Source organism: Sphingobium xanthum (genome assembly GCF_019737615.1).
Classification (GTDB): domain Bacteria; phylum Pseudomonadota; class Alphaproteobacteria; order Sphingomonadales; family Sphingomonadaceae; genus Sphingobium; species Sphingobium xanthum.
In genome coordinates this window covers 61,648-78,748 of record NZ_JAHKKS010000002.1, presented here as the reverse complement: position 1 = coordinate 78,748, position 17,101 = coordinate 61,648, and the positions used below count along the sequence as shown (strand labels likewise).

The following is a 17,101-nucleotide window of genomic DNA, read 5'->3' as shown; positions in this document are numbered from 1 at the left end:
GCGATTAAATTGCGCGGGATGCACGCAGCGTGTAAGCGATCGTTAATCAGAATGAACAGAGTCGCAACCATCCGGCTGCGTGGGCGTTCCGGGCAGTCATCACATTCTCTGTGGGAGAGATTTATGAAGAAGTCGTTTGTCGTCCTTGCAGCCGCTGCTGCCGCGACGCTTTCCGGCAATGCCAATGCGGTTCTGCTCGATGGCGCCACGATCAACTATCAATATTATTATCCGGACAGCGGTTCGCCCTATGGCTTTGCTGATAACGGCAACAAGGTCGTTGGTGCGGGCATCGAGGTCAGCAACATTGCTGACAGCACCGGCACGATCGACATTTCCGACACCAACATCTTCGTGGACTTCACCACGAGTACGTCGTGGAATGGTGCGGCGTTCAACGGCTGGGTGATCACCGACGTGTTCAACACGATCGGCGCTTTCACCAGCGTGACGATCAACGGCGCGACCAATATGGCCGGCTTCAGCGCGGCGAACGTCAGCTGGACGGCTGACAGCATCACGGTCAACTGGCAGGGCCTCAGCTTCGACGCCAACACCGTTGTGTCGCTCGACATCAACGGTGCCGGTGGCGCGGTTCCCGAGCCGACGACATGGGCCATGATGGTTGCCGGCATCGCCATGGTCGGCGGCGCGCTGCGCACGCGCAAGTCCAAGGCCGTCGTCGCGGCCTGATTCATACGCGACATAGTGGGAAGACAGAGGCCCGTCGGAGCGATCCGGCGGGCCTTTCTTTTGGCGATCAGGCGCGATGCCGGGTGTCGAAGCGTGGCGACCGCTGGGCCTCTCACATCGGAGTGGCAAAAGGGCGCACGGCGCGCGCCCTTCCTCGCCTGTCGGCCCCTGTCAGCCTCCGGCGAGGCGTGCCAATCGCCCTGCATCGATGCTCGCGACCGCAGCCTTCAGTTCGTCGATGCTCGCTGCCTCACCGTCGGCCTCGACGATGAAGCGTTTGCCGACCATCGTCATGAACGAGCCGCTGTTCGACGATCGGTCCCATTTTTCCTGCACGAGATTGCCGTCCACAGTGGTGGTCTTTTCGTAGCTGTCGGCATCTTCCTTGTTCTGTTCGACGCCGAAGACGCCGGCCATGCCCGCCATCGCGCCGGCGATGGCGACATCGGCGACCTTGAGCCGGAAGCTCTTGCCGTCTGCTTCATAGCGCGCCTCCGCCTGGCTGGCGGGGCCGGCCTTGCTGCTCTCGATCGAGGTGCGCTGATAGCTGCCGATGCTGGTCGGCAGCAGCGCCTGCAAATCGCTCGCCGCGACGGTCTCGGCCTTGCCCGTCGCCGCCGCCTCGATGTCCTTGGCGGCCTGTTCGATTTTGCCGGTGTCGAGCGCGCCGCCACCGGGGAGGGTGATGGTGCCGCCATCGGAATCGCTGACCGTACCGCTCTGCAGCGCCATGCCGCCGAACAGGCCGGTGACCCTCGCCGTCACCGTGCCGATGACGATATACAGTAGAAGGACACAGACGACGGTGACAATCGTGTAGGTCACGCTCTTTTCGGCCGGCACTTTCATCAGCGGGCCGGCACCAAGATAGAAGAGATAGAAGGAGTAGAGGCCCACGATCGCAAGAAAGCTGAGTGAGGGTATGAGCCCGAAGATCCCGGCAATCCACGAAGCCGTCATCGAATAGCAGACCAGCTTGAAGGCGTTGCGCGAACTGGACTCACCGCCGAACGTCGGGGCCAGCTTGTTGGCCGCGAAGCTGATGACGAAGAGGCCGATCAGCGAGAGCACGTAGCCGACGACGGCCATGGACAGGCCGCCCATGATGCCGGGCCGATAGGTGAAGCCGAGCGCGCCATAGCCGAAGAGCTGGCCGCCGATGAACTGGGCGACCGGTCCTATCGCGGCGAGCGGCACGGCGTAGCGGGTGAAAAGGTCGCCGCTCGATAACGTCTCGCGCTCGATGATCGGCCATTCCTCCCTGGGTTTCAGGATGATGGCCTTGGCCCGCTCGACAAGATTGTTGTCCGAGCCGCCGGGTGTAACGTCGTTCATGCTGTCACTCCCCCAAGATGGTGATCTGGCCGCAAGTTGGACCATGAAATTGCGTTACTGGCAAGGTTACGGGCCCGCGGTGCAAAAGTCTGTGGACAAGTCGGGCCGCGCGGATCGGGCGGCTTGCGCAGACTCGGATCGGAACCACATAAGGGCATGGCCATGCCGCATGCGCCCTATGTCCCGCTTCGCAATTTGTCGGCCTATACGTTGCTCGAGGGCGCCATCGCGCCCAAGCAACTCGCGGCGCGCGCCAGGGATCTCGGTTTCCCTGCCGCCGCGCTGACTGATCGCAATGGGCTTTATGCGGCCATGTCCTTCTCCGAGGCCGCGGCGAAGGCCGGCGTGCAGCCGATCATCGGTGCGACAATCGCTGTGGCCCGGCCAGGGCGGCCGGACAATGCATCGATCGTGCTCGACTGGCTGGTGCTGCTCGCGCAGGACGAGACCGGTTACACCAATCTCTGCGCACTGGTGAGCCAGGCCCATGTCGAGCGGCCCGAAACGGCGGACGCCCATGTCGAGTTCGTGGCGCTGGAGCGCTTTTCCGACGGGCTGCTCTGCCTGACTGCGTCGGGCGAGGGCGCGCTGGCCCGTCTGATCGCGGAAGACCAGCCCGAGGCGGCTAGCGTCTATCTCGACCGGTTGCAGGCCCTGTTCGGCGACCGTCTGTATATCGAGCTCTCGCGTGCCGGCGATCCGGTGATGGAGCGCGCCGAGGAAACGCTGATCGAACTGGCCTATGCGCGCGATCTGCCGATCGTCGCGACCAACCCCGCCTGCTATGCCGATCGCGATTTTCATGGCGCGCATGACGTGCTGCTCTGCATTGCCAACAGCAGCTATGTGGATAGCGATGAGCGGCCGAAAAGCTCGCCGCAGAGCTGGATGAAGCCGGCCGACGAGATGGCGGCGATATTTGCCGATCTGCCCGAGGCGATTGCCAATACCCTCGTCGTGGCGCAGCGCTGCGCGGTGATGGCGCCCAAGCGCAAGCCGATCCTGCCGAGCCTTGCCGGCGATCGGGCTGGCGAGGAAGCGCAATTGCGCGCGGATGCCCATGCCGGCCTTGCCGCACGGCTCGACAAGCTCGGCATTGTCGATGCGGCTGAGCGTGACCCTTATGTGACCCGGCTGGATTTCGAGCTCGACGTCATCATCCAGATGGGCTTCCCCGGCTACTTTCTCATCGTTGCCGATTTCATCAAATGGGCGAAAGCGCAGGATATTCCGGTGGGGCCGGGCCGTGGTTCAGGCGCGGGTTCCGTGGTCGCCTGGTCGCTCACGATCACCGATCTCGATCCTTTGCAACTTGGCCTGCTGTTCGAGCGCTTCCTCAATCCCGAGCGCGTCTCGATGCCGGACTTCGACATCGACTTCTGCGAAACGCGGCGCGGCGAGGTCATTCGCTACGTGCAGAACAAATATGGTCACGACCATGTCGCGCAGATCATCACCTTCGGTACGCTGAAGGCGCGCGCGGCGCTCAAGGATACCGGCCGCGTTCTCCAGATGGGTTATAATCAGGTCGATCGGCTTGCCAAGCTGGTGCCGAACCACCCGACCGATCCCTGGACGCTCGCCCGAACCATGAACGGCTCGGCCGAGTTCGTGGCCGAATATCAGGCGGACCGGCAGATCAAGCGCCTCGTCGATCAGGCGATGATGCTCGAAGGCCTGCCGCGCAACAGCTCGACCCACGCTGCCGGCGTGGTGATCGGTGACCGGCCGCTGAGCGAGCTGGTGCCGCTCTATCGCGATCCGAAGTCCGATATGCCGGTGACGCAGTTCGACATGAAATATGTCGAGACGGCGGGTCTGGTGAAGTTCGACTTTCTCGGCCTCAAGACGCTGTCCGTGCTTCAGCGCGCGATCCAGCTGCTGGCCGCGCGTGGCGTCACGGTCGATCTCGATGCGCTGAGCTGGGACGACGAGAAGACCTATGCCCTGCTCCAGCGCGGCGACACGGTCGGCGTGTTCCAGGTGGAATCCGAGGGCATGCGCAAGACACTGGCGGCGGTGAAGCCGACCGTGTTCGAGGACATTATCGCGCTCGGCGCGCTCTATCGCCCCGGCCCGATGGACAATATCCCTATGTTCGGCCGTCGCAAGAACGGCGTCGAGGAGATCGAATATCCCCACCCGCTGCTCGAAGGCATATTGAAGGAGACCTACGGGATCTTCGTCTATCAGGAGCAGGTGATGCAGGCCGCGCAGATCCTCGCCGGCTATTCGCTCGGCGGCGCCGACCTCCTGCGTCGCGCCATGGGCAAGAAGGTGAAGGCGGAGATGGACGCGCAGCGCGCGACCTTCGTCGAGGGTTGCAAGATCAATGCGATCGACAAGAAGAAGGCCAATGAGCTGTTCGACTTGATCGACAAGTTCGCCGGCTATGGCTTCAACAAGAGTCACGCCGCCGCTTATGCGCTGCTCACCTATCAGACGGCGTGGCTGAAGGCGCATCACCCGGCAGAGTTCTACGCCGCCTCGATGGCGTTCGACATCCATCAGACCGACAAGCTCTGCGTGTTCGTCGATGACATGCGCCGCATGGGCCTGACGTGCCTCGGCCCGGACATCAATGTGAGCGCCGCCGACTTCTCGGTCGAGCCGGACCCGAACGATGCGGCGCGCATGGCGGTGCGCTATGCGCTGGGTGGGCTCAAGGGCGTCGGCGAGAAGGCCATGGAAACCCTGGTCGAGGAGCGCGACCGGAACGGGCGCTTCCGCGATCTTGACGATCTGGCCGACCGGATCGAGCCACGCCTGCTGAATCGCCGGCAGCTTGAGAGCCTCGCGGCCGGCGGTGCATTCGATTGTATCGGGCTGGACCGCGCGGTCGTCCATGCCGCGGCGGAGACGATCCTCTCGGTCGCGGCCAAGGCGGCGGAGTCGCGCGAGAGCGGGCAGGGTGGCCTTTTCGGTGGCGACGAGGTCGCGCATGCCGATGTGCCGCTGCCGATCGACGTCAGCTGGGCGCTCAGCGAGCGCATGGCGCAGGAGAAGGAGGCGTTCGGTTTCTATTTCTCGGCGCATCCGGTCGATCGTTATCGCCAGCTCTGCAAGGAGCGCGGGGTGCGCAGCTATGCCGAGCTGTGCGGTCAGGCGGACGGCCTCGGCGCAGGCGAGCGCAGCGGTGCTGCCATGGCGGGCCTCGTCGAGGACATTCGCTGGCGTGACACGCGCAAGGGGGGGCGGTTCGTCTCGGCGACCTTCTCGGACAGCAGCGGGCAGTTTCAGGCAAGCTGCTTCGATGAGGATGGCTGCAAGACGTTGGCGCGGATGTATGAAGAGGGCGAGTGCGCGCTGCTGACCGTGGAGCTGGATCGCCAGCCAGGCGAAGAGACGCCGCGCGTCACCGTGCGCGGTGTCACGCCTTTTTCGCGCGTGCAGAGCGCCGCGCGGCTGCGCCTGGTCGTTCAGGTCGTCGCGTCCGAGGCCATCGCGCCGCTCGCCGCTATGCTGGGCGATCGGCGCGGCGGGCGCTCTGAAGTGCTGATCGAGACGAAGACGCCGCTCGGCAGGGCGCAGGTCCGCCTCGGCAGCGACTTCCAGATCGATGGCGAACTGGCCGAGCGGATCGAGACGATCACCGGCGTTGCGAGCATCGACATGGGGCCGGGAGGGCCGCAACTGCGCGTCGTTGCCTGACTATGGCGCACGCGCTCGCGATACGCTGACCTGCGACATGTAAAATTTGCGTCCGGAGCAACGTCCTTAGCGTGCTTTTTACCATGGCAGCCCCATGATAACCGTGAATATGGAGTGGCCGGTGGCGTTTTCTGGAAAATTGGATTCGGTCTGGCAAGCGCTTTGCCAGTCGCAGCTGGTCGCTGAATTTCAGCCGGACGGCACACTCATCTGGGTCAACGACCTGTTTGTCGAGACGTTCGGCTATGCGCTGGATGAGCTGGTGGGCCAGCCTCACAGGATGCTCTGCTCGGCCGATCATCTCAGCACCTCCGACTACGCACGGTTCTGGCAAAAGCTCGCGTCGGGCGAATTCGACGAAGGCGTCTATGCACGTGTCGCACGCGACGGCCGGCCCGTCTTTCTGCACGCGACCTACAGCCCGGTGCGAGATGAGGCCGGGCGCGTCGAGCGCGTCGTCAAGATCGCGCGCGACGTCACGCGCGAAACCTTGGCGCGTGGCGAGCATCTCGCCTTGTCCGAAGCGATGAACCGCTCCCAGGCCCGGATCGAGTTTTCGCTCGACGGCAGGATTCTTGGCGCGAACGAACATTTCCTGCGTCTGGCGGGCTATCGACTGGAAGAGATCGTCGGCCATCATCACCGCATGTTCTGCACGCCCGAGGATGCCGCGAGCGAGGATTATCGGCGTTTCTGGAGCAAGCTCGGGCGCGGCGACTATGACGGCGGAACCTACAAGCGACGGACGAAGGACGGTCGCGACATCTGGTTGCAGGCGACTTACAACCCCGTACTCGATCCGGCCGGCAAGCCGATCAAGGTCGTCAAGTTCGCGACGGACATCACGCGCCGGGTCGAGCTGGAACAGGAAGTGCAGGATCGGCTCGCTGAGGGTCTGGCTTTCCAGGCAGAACTCGAGGCTCGCAAGCGCGCACTCGAAGAAACGATGGACCAGCTCAGCGCGATCGTAACGACCATCGGCGATATCGCTTCGCAGACGAATTTGCTGGCGCTCAATGCCTCGATCGAGGCGGCGCGCGCAGGCGAGGCGGGCCGCGGCTTTTCCGTTGTGGCCAGCGAAGTGAAGAAACTCGCGAATGACACACGCGCCGCGACGCAGCGGGCCAGCGCGATGATGACAGGAAATATGCGGGATCTGGCTCCCAATCGCGCGTCCTGACAGCGCACCTTCGCTGCTTCTTCGTGCACAGGCGCATGGATGCCTTAGTCCGCCCATATTGCCGTTCGTTCATCATGTCGTCGATGGTTGCGCACGCTTGAGCGGCTTTTGCCGTCGCTCGATTGAGGCCGCGCCGCAATGACGGTAAACGAGTTGTCAATCGCGCTGCGCGGCTGATCCGTCGGTCGTGATAAAAGCGTCTTCATGGGTCGCGGACTGCGGCAGCCGGCTCGGCTGCTTTTCAAGTTCATGTGGGAGACTGAACTCATGAAGCATCTTCATCTGCTTGCCGCGGTCGCGGCAGGCGCCCTTGTGATGAGCGCGCCGGCGTCGGCCGCGAATCTTCTGATCAACGGCGATTTCGAGGCCTCGACCAGCCAGACGACCACGCCTCCGGGCTGGACCAACATTGGCCATGCGGATGGCGTGATCGCTTATTCGGCGTTCAACACGCCAGCCTATGACGGCGAATATTACTACGACATCGGTGGCTTCGGTTCGCCGCTGCCGGCGCTCGGCGATGGCATCCAGCAGACGGTCGCGACCGTGGCTGGTGAGGCCTATACCCTGACGTTCGGCTATTCGGGCGAGAATACGTTCGGTGCGACGACCATCCTCGACGTAATGATCGGCTCGGTGCTGACACAGTTCACGATCGTGGCCGATGGAAGCGGCGTGTTCCAGAAGCCGTTCACGACGACCTCGATCAATTATGTAGCGACCGGGGCATCGACCACGATCAGCTTCACGATCAATTCCAGCACCAATCTCGGCAACAATGATCCGCTGCTCGACAAGATCATCTTCGATGGTGCCGTCGGCGGCGCGGTCCCCGAGCCGGCGACCTGGGCGATGATGATCCTGGGCTTCGGTCTGGTCGGCACGGCGATGCGTCGCCGCAAGACGGCTGTCAGCTTCGCCTGATCCCTATCGAAAAGAGAAGGGAGCGGCCTGTCACGGGCCGCTCCTTTTTCACGCCCGGCGCAGATCAGAACAGTCGACCCTGATCGCCTGGCGGCACGAACAGATCGGTGCGTAGGGCGATGCGGCCATTGCCGAGCCCGTAGCGCTTGCGGGCACGATCGAAACGCAAGCGGATGAGATCGGCATAAGGTCCGGCCCCCCGCATGCGGCTGCCGAAGCCGGGGTCGTTGTCGCGCCCGCCGCGGATCGACTGGAGATGGTGCATCACCTTGCCGGCCCGATCCGGGAAGTGCTCCGAGAGCCATTCGCGGAAGAGCGGCGCGATCTCGTAGGGCAGTCGTACCGGAATACTGGACACCGAACGCGCGCCCGCCTCGGCCACGGCCTCGACCAGCGCCTCGATCTCATGATCGTTGATCGCGGGGATGATCGGCGAGATGCATGCATTGACCGGTATGCCGACCTCAGTGAGCGCCCGGATCGCCGCGATGCGTTTGTGCGGATGCGGAGCGCGGGGTTCCAGCTTGCGGGAAAGCGCAGGGTCGAGGCTGGTCACCGAGAGACCGACCGCGACCAGCCCGTCCGCCGCCATCGGCCCCAGCAGATCGATGTCGCGCGTCACCCTGTCCGACTTGGTCGTGATCATCAGCGGATGTTTGCAGGCGGCCAGCACCTCGATGCAGGCGCGGGTGATCCGCCATCGCCCCTCGATCGGCTGATAGGGATCGGTGTTCGTCCCCATCGCAATGGTTTTCACTAAGTAGCGCTGTTTTGCCAGCTCCGCGCGCAGCAGCTTCGCGGCTTCCGGTTTCACGAACAGCTTGCTCTCGAAATCCAGCCCTGGCGAAAGGTCCATCCGCGCGTGGGTCGGCCGCGCGAAGCAATAGACGCAACCGTGTTCGCAGCCCCGATAGGCGTTGATCGACTGATCAAAGCCGATGTCTGGCGAGTTGTTCCGCGTGATGATCGTCCGGGCGCGCTCCTCGGTGATCTGCGTCCGCAGCGGCGGCGGCGCATCCTCGTCTTCCAGCCGAAAGTCCAGCCAATCGCCATCCGCTTCCCGCGATGGCAGGTTGAAACGCGACGATTCGCTGTTGGACTGGGCGCCACGACCCTTGATGAGGGACATGGATTGATAAGAACATAAAGAGAACAATTTGGCAAGGCGCGGTGAGGCACAAGTGGGAATGAGACGACCGGCTGTGCTTGAAATTGACATCTCAACACCTCCCGCGCACCTTGGGACCGCCCGGATTCGGCGACGTCGCCGGCAAGGAGAGCGCAATGGCGGAGAAGAGAGACGTCGTGATCGTCGGCGCGGGTCCGGTCGGCTTCATGACCGCACTGGGGCTGGCGCGACAGGGCATCGATGTCACCCTGATCGACAGCGAGAAGGATATCGTCAATTCGCCGCGCGCCGCCATTTATCATCCGGTGACGTTGGAACTGCTGGACCGTGTCGGCGTCATCGACGACTGCATGGACATCGCCTTCCACTGCAAGCGTCTCGGCATGCGTTATCCCGACACTGGCGAGATCATCGAATTCAACTACGCCAGGGCCGCGCTCCCGGACCAGAAGTACAATTTCAACCTGCATTTCGGACAGCATGAGCTTGCCGCGATCATCGGACGCCACCTTGCCGCCTTGCCGAACACGCGCGTCCACTGGGAGCATCGTTTGGAGTCGCTGGAGCAGCAGGGTGATCGCGTGCTGCTCGGCATCGAGACCCCGGAAGGCCGCAAGGAGATCAGCGCCAGCTGGGTGATCGGCACGGACGGCGCGCGCAGCACCACGCGGCGCCTGCTCGGCATGGAGTTTGAGGGCTTCACCTGGCCGGACCGCTTCGTCGCCACGAATGTCGAGGTCGACCTGACCTCGCTCGGCTATTTCGATACGAACATGGTGATCGATCCGGTGAACTGGGCCGTGATCGCGCGGCTCAATCGCGGGCATTTGTGGCGTCTCACCTATGGCGAGGATGGCGCGCTCGATGAGGAGACCATGTGGGATCGTATCCCGGAGCATTATCGCGCCTTCATGCCGCCCGAAACGGAATACCGGATCGATCAGGCTGCGCCCTATCGCTGCCATGAGCGCTGTGCGCCGAGCTTCCGCGTCGATCGCGTGCTGATGGCGGGCGATGCGGCGCATGCCTGCAATCCCTGCGGCGGCCTCGGCCTCACGACCGGCTTCATGGACGCCAATGCCTTGTTCCAGGTGCTCGGCGCGGTGATACATGGCCATGTGGGCGAGGAGGCGCTCGACCATTATGCGGCCGAGCGTCGGCGAATCTTCCTTGAGATCACGTCGCCCAGTGCCCAGCATTTCAAGACGCAGATGAGCCAGAAGGACCCGCGCAAGCGCGCCGAGCAACGAGAAACCGCGCGCAAGCAGATGGAAAATCCGTCCAGTGCCACGATGTCGGCCGTCATTTCGCGGCGGATCGTCGGTGACCCGATGCCCGTCGGGAGAGCGATGGCGCTATGAGGGGCCTTTTCGCGCGGCGTTCCATCTCGTAAAGTTCCCGCGGGTAGAAGGGGGAACGATCATGCGTGGGATGACATTTGCGGGCTTCGCACTGGCGCTTGGGCTTGGACAGGCGGCGATGGCGGCGGACAAGGACCCCTGCGCCGCGAACATGGTCTGTGCGAGCGCGCCGCAGACGGTCGTGAGCGCGCTTCAGGCTGCCGGCTACAAGGCCGTGCTCAAGAAGAGCACGAACACCGGTAATCCGATGATCGAGAGCGCTGCAGCGGGCTATGATTTCCGGGTTTATTTCTACGAATGCGAGGCCAACAAGGCCTGCGGTTCCATTCAGTTTCGCACCGACTTCGCCGATGATGGCGGCAACAGCGCGGCGCTCGCCAATCTCTGGAACAAGGAGAAGCGCTTCAGCCAGATGTCCTTCGACGCGGAGGACAAGTCGCTGTCGTTCAGCTATGACGTGACGACCGTCGGCGGGCTCAACCAGAAGAATTTCGCCGATGTGATCGACTGGTGGGCGACGATGCTCGGCCAGCTCGGCGCGTTCTTCAAGGCGCATCCCAACGGCTGATCACGGCGCTTGCCATGGTCGGAACGAGGCGATAAGTTCTCATTTCGTTCCCCATCATGAAAGTCGCCCGTGTCGCCGCTCGCTCTCGTCATTGCCCTGCTTGCCGCCCTGACCGGACTCGTCGCCGGCTGGATCGTCCGCGCCCGCATGGCTGCGCCGGTCGAGGCTGAGCGCCGGGCATTTGCGGAGCGGATCGCGACGCTGGAAGAGATGCGCAATGCGGCGCTGCGCGATCTCGCGGTCGCCGTCGAGCGCGCCGGGCAGGCCGAAGAGCTTCGAGTCAAATATGAAAGCGCCGACGAAGCGCGCGATGCCGCGGAGCGCGACCTGGCCGCTCTGCGCGCCGATACGCATGCCCGCACGGAAGGGTTCGAAGCGCAGATCAAGGCGCTGAAGGAAGCGCGCGAGCAGCTCTCGCTGCAATTCGCCGACACCGCCGGCAAGATGCTCGCCGAAGCGCAGAAGGCGCTGACCGAGCGCAACGACCGCCACATGGTGCAGGCGCATGAGAAGAGTGAAGCGAGCCTGAAAGCGCTGCTGCAGCCGGTCGAGACGACACTGAAGCGTTATGAAGAAGGGCTTGGCCGGGTCGAGAAGGAGCGCGTCGATAGCTATGCGGCGCTCCGGGAATCCATCGATCTGGTGCGGGCAGGGCAGGGGCAAGTGCGCGACGAGACGCAGCGGCTGGTCAATGCCCTGCGCTCCAGCCCGAAGGCACGCGGGCGCTGGGGTGAACAGTCGCTCTACAATCTGCTCGAGCAGGCGGGGCTCAGCGAACATATCGATTATCTGCGCGAGGTCTCGGTCGAGACCGAGGACGGGCGCCTGCGGCCGGACGTGATCGTGCGGCTGCCGGGCGGGCGCGAGCTCATCATCGACGCCAAATGCTCGCTCAATGCCTATCAGGACGCGACCGAAGCGCCTGATGACACGGCACGCACTACGCATCTGCGCCAGCATGCCGCCGCGATCCGCCTCCACGCCCAGCAGCTCGGCGCCAAGGACTATTGGACGCGCTTCGGCAAGGCGGCAGACTATGTCGTCATGTTCATCCCTGGCGAACATTTCCTCTCCGCTGCACTGGAGCAGGACGCGGCGCTTTGGGAATGGGCGTTCGAGCGGCGCGTGCTGCTGGCAACGCCGACCAATCTCATCGCGATCACGCGCACGGTTGCGAGCGTCTGGCGGCAGGAGAAGCTGGCCGAACAAGCGCAGTTGGTCGGCGCGCTCGGCAAGGAGATGTACGAGCGGCTGTCCGTGGCAGCCGGACATCTCGCGGCGCTGGGGCGCAGTCTCAATGGCTCGGTCAGCAATTACAACAAGTTCGTTTCCAGCTTCGAGAATCGCGTGCTGGTGACGGGCCGTCGCTTCAAGGATCTGAGTGTCGAAACCGGCTCGCGCGATATCGAGACGATCGAGCCGGCCGAGACGCTGGCGCGCCTGCCGGAGCCGCTGGTCAGCGATGGCGGACTCGAGGACGATAATGCGCCCGACCGGGCCGAAGCGGCCGAGTGACCGGCTACCCTTGACATTTCGTCAATTAACGAAATAATGTTGCCTTCATCGGGAGGCGGCGGACATGGGCTATCAGGCAGGCGCGATCGGGCATTTCGACATAGCCGGTGACGAGCTGGGGCGGCTCGGGGATTTCTACGGTACATTATTCGGCTGGACGATCGCCTCGCGCGGCCCGGGCTATGCGCAGGTCGCGACGCCGGGGCTGGATGGTGCCATCGTCGAGGCACCGACCGCATCGCTCACCATCGGCATCATTGTCCCCGATCTGGAGGCGGCGCTGGCACAGGCGGAAGCGCTTGGCGGGTCGGTTGCGATGCCGGCCGTGGACAATGGCTGGGTGCGCAAGGGGCAGGTGCGCGATCCGGCCGGCAATCTCCTCACCCTCATCCAGCAGTGATCGCTTGGAGGTTCGGGAGGCCGAGGCGCTCGACGAAGCGTTGCGCGCCCTGGCGCATCCCGATCGGCGGATGTTCGTGCGCGCCTGCCTGAGTTCCGAGCAAGCGGCGGGCGATCTTGCCGCGTTGTCGAACCTGTCGCTCGCGACGGTGTCCGAGCATCTCAGGGTGCTGCGCAAGTCCGGCCTGCTGATTCTGGAGCGGCGCGGGCGCTTCTGGATGTATCGAACCGATAAGGCGTTGCTTGCCAGCGTGGCGCAAAGGATCGAGGAATTGGGAGAAGGCTGATGGGGCGAGAGGCGCTGGTTCATGCCGAGGTTGGCGGCGAGGCAGGCGAGGTGCGCGCCTTGCTGGAAAGCAGCGAGCTGATCCTGCGCGGCGAGATCAGGCGACGCTTTCCCAAGGCTGCGATGACGGACCTCCGTGTCGAGGACGATATGCTGTGCTTCGTGTGCCAGGGGGACGCTGTCCGGCTCGCGCTCGGTGCGCGCGCGGCAGCGTCTTGGGCTGAGGCGATCGCCAAGCCGCCGCCGAGCCTGCGCGCGAAGCTGGGCCTCGATAAGGGCGCCAAAGCGCGGCTGATCGGCGTGTGCGACGATGTGGTGTTGGCGGAGGCCGTTGATGGCGCGCTGGCCCCTGCCGGCGAAGCAGCGACGATGCTGATCGCTTGCGTCAATGGCTCGGACGATCTGGCGAAAGCGCTGGATGCGCTTTCCGCCGCGCCGCAAATGGCGCTCTGGGCGATCTATCCCAAGGGAAAGGTCACCTTCGGCGATACCGCCATCCGCGAGGCTTTACGGGCGCAGGGCCTGCGGGACACCAAATCCTGCGCCGTCTCCGAGCGGCTGACGGCGACCCGCTACAATCGGCCATCGATCTGACCGATCCAGTCCTGTCCGGCCCGCGCCCTCTTTCGCCGGACGCAAAAGCGCTTATGCTCGACACTATCGGGGAGACCAGGATGATGAAACGGACGAGGGCGGCCCGGGTCGCCGGCCTGATCGGAGGAGCATTGATGGCGTTGAGTTCACCGGCCCCGGCCATGGCCGATCCGGCCGTCACGGCGAAGGTGGACGGAGATTTGCCGGGCCTCGTTGCCTTGTATCGCGATCTCCATGCCAATCCGGAGCTGAGCTTCCAGGAAGTCCAGACCTCCGCCAAGCTGGCGGCGCGCGCGCGCAAGCTCGGCTTCACCGTGACGGAGAAGGTCGGCCAGACCGGTGTCGTCGCGGTGCTCAGGAACGGTCCCGGCCCGGTGCTGATGATCCGCGCGGACATGGACGCCCTGCCGCTCGAGGAGAAGACCGGCCTGCCATTCGCCTCGAAGGTCGCCGCCACCACCCGGGACGGCATCGAGAGCCCGGTCATGCATGCCTGCGGGCACGACACGCACATGTCGGCCTGGATCGGCGCGGCGCAGGCGCTCTCCGCGATGCAGGACAAATGGTCCGGCACGCTCGTCATGATCCTGCAGCCGGCCGAGGAAATCGGCCTCGGCGCCCGGGCGATGCTGGAGGACGGCCTGTTCACGCGCTTCCCCAAGCCGGATTATGTCCTCGCCTTTCATGACAGTGCCGAGCTGCCCGCTGGTACCATCGGCTATCCCAAGGACTGGGCTCTGGCCAATGTCGACAGCGTCGATCTGACCGTGCGCGGCGTCGGCGGCCATGGCGCTTATCCGCATCTGGTGAAGGACCCGATCGTGCTTGCGAGCCGGATTGTGACCTCGCTTCAGACGCTGATCAGCCGCGAGCGCGATCCCAAGGAACCGGCGGTCATCACCGTCGGCAGCTTCATCTCGGGCGCCAAGCACAACATCGTGCCGGACGAGGCCAAGCTGCTGATCACCGTGCGCAGCTATTCGGACGAAACGCGCGCGGCTTTGCTTTCCGGCATCGAGCGCATCGCGCGGGGCGAGGCGATCGCGGCGGGCCTTCCCGAAGACCGCATGCCGATCATGAAGGCTGAGAAGAACTATACGCCGTCCACTTTCAACACGCCGGCCGTAACGGAACGTCTGGCCGCGCTGTTCGCGGCGCAGTTCGGCGCCGACAAGGTAAAGCCCGTGCCGCCGGTGATGGCAGGCGAGGATTTCAGCCAATATTATCGCGCGGACAAAAAGATCGAGAGCTTCATCTTCTGGGTCGGCGGTGTCGATCCGGCGAAGGTCGAGCGGGCGCAGAAGGGCGAGATCAGCTTGCCGGGCCTGCACAGCCCGCTCTGGGCGCCCGATCCTGAAGCCGTGATCGGCACGGCGAGCAAGGCGCTGACTTTGGCGGCGCTGGACCTGCTCAGGAAGTAACGCTGCTCAGCGAGCGGAAATGGCTGCGCTCACTGGTCCACATGCGTCGAGCGCCGCCTGGGCGCCGGCTCGGCATCGTCTGCCGGCTTCCCGACAGGGGCCACCGGCGGAGGCGCGATAGCAGATTGGACGGCGCCAACGGCGGTGGGCGCGATGCCCTGCGTGTCGAGCGTCGGCGTGGTGTGGACGAGCGCGTCGCTTGACGGCGCCTGTTGCGGTTGCGGTGGCGGCTGCGGCGCGACTACGGGCTTTTTGGCCACTTCTTCCGGCTGCTGCTGCGGCTTACTGACAGCTTCGTCTGCAGCTTCCGTCGCTTGCGGCGCGGCGGGCACGACATGGCTCACGATCTGCACGATAATCGGTGCAACGATGAGGATGCCGAGCGCCATATATGTGTAGAGTCGGTTGGACATGCCGATATCCGGTTTGCAGCGTCGCAAGTGCATCTCCCGGGTAAGCCAACGGACTTAGCAAAATGTAAATTCGCGCACCGCGACCCGCACAGAGCTGCGATACAGCTGCCCTGTTCAACATATATTTGCCATTTACCCTGTATCGATCCGACGATGTCGGAGAATCTGACAGGATGGTGTAAAGCGGAGCGTCCAGCGATCCTGGCGCCCGGGGGAATAGCGTCGGCATGATCAGGTTGTTCAAGCACTACATTCCGCATGCGGTGCTGATGCTCGGCATTTTCGACTTCGCGCTGCTCCTCGCGGCGGCCGAGACTGGCTGGGTGCTGCGCGCCCATCAGATCGAGATGGATGTCGAGCAGATCTACACGCGCATCGCGCCGCTGCTGAGCTTTGCCGTTTCGCTGCAGACGGCGATGATCGCCGTCGGTGTCTATGGGCCGGAAGCGCTCACTTCCCTGCGCTTCGCCATGGCGCGGCTGCTGGTCGCGATTTCGCTCGGCGTCATCTTCCTGTCGGTCATGCATTTCGCCATGCCGGACTACACGCTGTGGCGCTCCAACTCGCTTTACGCGATGGTCCTCGCATTCCTGTTCCTGATTTCCTTGCGAATCCTGCTCGGCTCGATGCTGGGCGGAGAAGCGTTCAAGCGTCGCCTTGTCGTGCTCGGCGCGGGCAAGCGCGCGGACCGCATTCGCCAACTGGAGCGCCGCTCGGGTTCGGGCTTCATCGTCGTTGGCTATATTGCGATGAACGACGGCGAGCAGGTGATCGAGGAAGCGATCAACCGCAACGCCATTTTCAACATGTCGGATTTCGTGGTCCGCCTTGCCGCCAGCGAAGTCATTCTCGCGCTGGAGGAGCGCCGCAATTCGGTGCCGATGAGCGACTTGCTGCGCATCAAGACGACGGGCGTCCACGTCAACGATCTCTCGACCTTCCTGGAGCGCGAGACCGGCCGCATCGATCTCGACACCGTCAATCCGAGCTGGCTCATCTTTTCGGACGGTTTCTCCTCGGGGCAGCGCCTGTCGGCTTTCGCCAAGCGTCTGTTCGACGTGACGGCCAGCGCCGTTCTGCTCGCGCTCGCTGCACCCCTCATCATTCTGGGCGCGCTGATCGTGAAGCTGGATAGCCGCGGGCCGGCCTTCTACAGGCAGCTGCGCGTTGGCCTCTACGGGCAGGAATTCTACATCGTGAAGCTGCGCACCATGCGTCAGGATGCCGAGGCGCCGGGCAAGGCCGTCTGGGCCGAGAAGGATGATCCGCGCATCACCCGCATCGGCCGCTTCCTGCGCAAGATCCGCATCGACGAACTGCCGCAGGCCTGGAATGTGCTCAAGGGCGACATGAGCTTCGTCGGCCCGCGTCCGGAGCGCCGCCAGTTCGTCGAGGGACTGGAGCAGCAGCTGCGCTATTATGCCGAGCGCCACATGGTGAAGCCCGGCATCACCGGCTGGGCGCAGATCAACTATCCCTACGGCGCCTCGATCGAGGATGCGCGCCACAAGCTGGAATATGATCTCTATTATGCGAAGAACTATTCGCCGTTCCTCGATCTCCTGATCATCCTCCAGACCCTGCGCGTGATCCTGTGGCCGGAGGGCGCGCGCTAGGGCGCGGCTTCGCGGC

Annotated in this window: 15 protein-coding genes; 12 read left to right on the top strand and 3 right to left on the bottom strand. The window is 64.0% G+C overall.

The window, feature by feature from the left end:
* Positions 1-123 precede the first annotated feature (123 nt).
* Positions 124-693: a PEPxxWA-CTERM sorting domain-containing protein gene (locus tag KM135_RS03475; protein WP_221712597.1), complete on the top strand. Its 570-nt coding sequence runs from the start codon at positions 124-126 to the stop codon at positions 691-693.
* Positions 694-864: 171 nt separating this feature from the next.
* On the opposite strand, the gene KM135_RS03470 is transcribed toward KM135_RS03475, so the two are convergent.
* A complete protein-coding gene (locus KM135_RS03470) occupies positions 865-2,028 on the bottom strand; it encodes a Yip1 family protein (RefSeq protein ID WP_221712596.1) in 1,164 nt (387 codons plus the stop codon).
* A 162-nt stretch (positions 2,029-2,190) separates the two neighbouring features.
* On the opposite strand from KM135_RS03470, the gene dnaE reads away from it, so the two are divergent.
* The 3 genes from dnaE to KM135_RS03455 all read left to right on the top strand — a co-directional run bounded on the left by dnaE (position 2,191) and on the right by KM135_RS03455 (position 7,783).
* Positions 2,191-5,679 (top strand): DNA polymerase III subunit alpha, encoded by a 3,489-nt coding sequence (gene dnaE, locus KM135_RS03465; RefSeq protein ID WP_221713032.1) that lies wholly within the window; start codon positions 2,191-2,193, stop codon positions 5,677-5,679.
* 121 nt (positions 5,680-5,800) lie between these two features.
* Positions 5,801-6,859 carry a methyl-accepting chemotaxis protein gene (locus KM135_RS20130; protein WP_221712595.1) on the top strand — a complete coding sequence of 353 codons (1,059 nt, stop codon included), beginning with the start codon at positions 5,801-5,803 and terminating at the stop codon, positions 6,857-6,859.
* A 267-nt stretch (positions 6,860-7,126) separates the two neighbouring features.
* Positions 7,127-7,783, top strand: coding sequence for a PEPxxWA-CTERM sorting domain-containing protein (locus KM135_RS03455; RefSeq protein WP_221712594.1), 657 nt, complete (start codon positions 7,127-7,129; stop codon positions 7,781-7,783).
* A 64-nt stretch (positions 7,784-7,847) separates the two neighbouring features.
* Here KM135_RS03455 and KM135_RS03450 read toward each other — a convergent pair whose 3' ends face one another.
* Entirely contained in the window at positions 7,848-8,912 is a 1,065-nt protein-coding gene (locus KM135_RS03450; RefSeq protein ID WP_221712593.1) for a PA0069 family radical SAM protein, read from the bottom strand.
* Positions 8,913-9,067: 155 nt separating this feature from the next.
* On the opposite strand from KM135_RS03450, the gene KM135_RS03445 reads away from it, so the two are divergent.
* From KM135_RS03445 to KM135_RS03415, 7 genes are all read left to right on the top strand, one after another.
* Positions 9,068-10,273, top strand: a complete 1,206-nt coding sequence (locus KM135_RS03445; protein WP_221712592.1) for an FAD-dependent oxidoreductase — start codon at positions 9,068-9,070, stop codon at positions 10,271-10,273.
* A 61-nt stretch (positions 10,274-10,334) separates the two neighbouring features.
* Positions 10,335-10,841, top strand: coding sequence for a YbjN domain-containing protein (locus KM135_RS03440; protein WP_246605725.1), 507 nt, complete (start codon positions 10,335-10,337; stop codon positions 10,839-10,841).
* A gap of 69 nt (positions 10,842-10,910) precedes the next feature.
* Positions 10,911-12,356 (top strand): DNA recombination protein RmuC, encoded by a 1,446-nt coding sequence (locus KM135_RS03435; protein WP_221712591.1) that lies wholly within the window; start codon positions 10,911-10,913, stop codon positions 12,354-12,356.
* 64 nt (positions 12,357-12,420) lie between these two features.
* A complete protein-coding gene (locus KM135_RS03430) occupies positions 12,421-12,756 on the top strand; it encodes a VOC family protein (RefSeq protein WP_221712590.1) in 336 nt (111 codons plus the stop codon).
* A gap of 4 nt (positions 12,757-12,760) precedes the next feature.
* The gene (locus KM135_RS03425) at positions 12,761-13,042 is read left to right on the top strand and encodes an ArsR/SmtB family transcription factor (RefSeq protein WP_221712589.1); all 282 of its coding nucleotides are present in this window, start codon (positions 12,761-12,763) and stop codon (positions 13,040-13,042) included.
* The gene (locus KM135_RS03420; RefSeq protein WP_221712588.1) at positions 13,042-13,635 is read left to right on the top strand and encodes a hypothetical protein; all 594 of its coding nucleotides are present in this window, start codon (positions 13,042-13,044) and stop codon (positions 13,633-13,635) included. The genes KM135_RS03425 and KM135_RS03420 overlap by 1 nt, the downstream gene beginning before the upstream one ends.
* A gap of 83 nt (positions 13,636-13,718) precedes the next feature.
* Positions 13,719-15,056, top strand: coding sequence for an amidohydrolase (locus KM135_RS03415; protein ID WP_221713030.1), 1,338 nt, complete (start codon positions 13,719-13,721; stop codon positions 15,054-15,056).
* A gap of 29 nt (positions 15,057-15,085) precedes the next feature.
* Here the strand turns inward: KM135_RS03415 and KM135_RS03410 are convergent, their stop codons facing one another.
* Entirely contained in the window at positions 15,086-15,469 is a 384-nt protein-coding gene (locus KM135_RS03410) for a hypothetical protein (protein ID WP_221712587.1), read from the bottom strand.
* A 227-nt stretch (positions 15,470-15,696) separates the two neighbouring features.
* On the opposite strand from KM135_RS03410, the gene KM135_RS03405 reads away from it, so the two are divergent.
* Positions 15,697-17,085: a TIGR03013 family XrtA/PEP-CTERM system glycosyltransferase gene (locus KM135_RS03405; protein WP_221712586.1), complete on the top strand. Its 1,389-nt coding sequence runs from the start codon at positions 15,697-15,699 to the stop codon at positions 17,083-17,085.
* Positions 17,086-17,101: the final 16 nt, after the last annotated feature.

Coding starts and splice junctions, on each gene's coding strand:
- KM135_RS03475 (WP_221712597.1), top strand. CDS start 124: ATGAAGAAGTCGTTTGTCGTCCTTGCAGCCGCTGCTGCCGCGACGCTT.
- KM135_RS03470 (WP_221712596.1), bottom strand. CDS start 2,028: ATGAACGACGTTACACCCGGCGGCTCGGACAACAATCTTGTCGAGCGG.
- dnaE (WP_221713032.1), top strand. CDS start 2,191: ATGCCGCATGCGCCCTATGTCCCGCTTCGCAATTTGTCGGCCTATACG.
- KM135_RS03455 (WP_221712594.1), top strand. CDS start 7,127: ATGAAGCATCTTCATCTGCTTGCCGCGGTCGCGGCAGGCGCCCTTGTG.
- KM135_RS03450 (WP_221712593.1), bottom strand. CDS start 8,912: ATGTCCCTCATCAAGGGTCGTGGCGCCCAGTCCAACAGCGAATCGTCG.
- KM135_RS03445 (WP_221712592.1), top strand. CDS start 9,068: ATGGCGGAGAAGAGAGACGTCGTGATCGTCGGCGCGGGTCCGGTCGGC.
- KM135_RS03440 (WP_246605725.1), top strand. CDS start 10,335: ATGCGTGGGATGACATTTGCGGGCTTCGCACTGGCGCTTGGGCTTGGA.
- KM135_RS03430 (WP_221712590.1), top strand. CDS start 12,421: ATGGGCTATCAGGCAGGCGCGATCGGGCATTTCGACATAGCCGGTGAC.
- KM135_RS03420 (WP_221712588.1), top strand. CDS start 13,042: ATGGGGCGAGAGGCGCTGGTTCATGCCGAGGTTGGCGGCGAGGCAGGC.
- KM135_RS03415 (WP_221713030.1), top strand. CDS start 13,719: ATGAAACGGACGAGGGCGGCCCGGGTCGCCGGCCTGATCGGAGGAGCA.
- KM135_RS03410 (WP_221712587.1), bottom strand. CDS start 15,469: ATGTCCAACCGACTCTACACATATATGGCGCTCGGCATCCTCATCGTT.
- KM135_RS03405 (WP_221712586.1), top strand. CDS start 15,697: ATGATCAGGTTGTTCAAGCACTACATTCCGCATGCGGTGCTGATGCTC.